The sequence below is a fragment of the Butyricicoccus sp. genome (assembly GCF_050872565.1).
In the GTDB taxonomy this organism is placed as follows: domain Bacteria; phylum Bacillota; class Clostridia; order Oscillospirales; family Butyricicoccaceae; genus Butyricicoccus_A.
Genome location: NZ_JBNMHC010000496.1, coordinates 1 through 1,259, shown reverse-complemented (window position 1 = coordinate 1,259; position 1,259 = coordinate 1). Strand labels below are relative to the sequence as shown.

Annotated in this window: 1 protein-coding gene; it reads left to right on the top strand. The window is 51.7% G+C overall.

The annotated features are described in order from the left end of the window. Positions 1–1,159: ribonuclease J (locus ACR0P9_RS12870; RefSeq protein ID WP_432620762.1), on the top strand; the 1,159-nt coding region annotated here is incomplete at its 5' end. Between the last annotated feature and the right edge of the window lie 100 nt (positions 1,160–1,259).

The window sequence follows — 1,259 nt, the reverse complement described above, 5'->3', positions numbered from 1 at the left end:
GGTATCTGGTGAAATGATTGACCTGACCCGCTTTGGTGAGCTGGGCAAGAAGGGCGTGCTGGCACTGATGAGTGATTCGACAAATGTCGAGCGTCCGGGCTACACACCGAGTGAGATGGAAGTTGGTAAGACGTTTGAGGCACAGTTCAAGGGCTGCGATCAGCGTATTGTCGTTGCGACGTTTGCTTCCAATATCTATCGCGTACAGCAGGTTGTCGATGCCGCACATCACAACGGCAGAAAGGTTGCCATCTGCGGCCGAAGCATGGAGAATATCTCCAACGTGGCGATGGAGCTGGGTTACCTGAATGTGCCGAAGAATGTGCTCATTGATATTTCCGAAGTCAACCGCTACCCGAAGAGCAAGGTCGTTGTTGTGTGCACCGGCTCGCAGGGCGAGGCGATGAGTGCGCTGTATCGCATGGCGTTCTCCAGCCACAAGCAGGTAGATATTGGCGCAGGCGATAAAGTCATTATTTCTGCGTCTGCAATTCCGGGCAACGAGAAGTCGGTTACCAAGATGATTAACGAGCTGAGCAAGAAGGGCGCAGAAGTCATCTATGACCGCTCCGCGATTATTCATGTTTCCGGTCATGCTTGTCAGGAAGAGTTGAAGCTGATGCTGTCGCTGATTAAGCCGAAGTACTTTATTCCGGTGCACGGTGAGTATCGTATGCTGCGCCGTCATGGCGAATTGGCGGTACAGACCGGCGTACACCCGCGCCGCGTCATCATCACGGACATCGGACGTCCGGTGGAAATCACCGCAAAGTCTGCACGTCTTGCCAATCCGGTTCCGTCCGGCAAGGTATTGGTTGATGGTCTGGGCATCGGCGATGTCGGTACGGCTGTTCTGCGCGACAGAAAGCATCTGTCTGAAGATGGTCTGCTCGTTGTCGTTGTGACGCTGGACAGCGAGAGCGGTATTGTTATCGCAGGACCGGACATTGTCTCCCGTGGCTTTATCTATGTCAAGGAAGCAGAGGATCTCATGGAAGAACTGCGTCGCATTTCTCAGCGTGCGCTGGATCGCTGCTTGGATGATAACGTTCGTGATTGGACGACGATTAAGACTAATGTAAAGAATGATCTGTCGGAGTTCCTCTATCGCAAGACCAAGAGAAGCCCGATGATCCTTCCGGTCATCATGGAAATTTAAATTTCGCTAGCTTTATCCAAATAAAAAACGATGCGCTGATGCTGTCTGCTGTGGACGGTATCAGCGCTTTTATGTTATACTATACATGGTTTCAATTGGT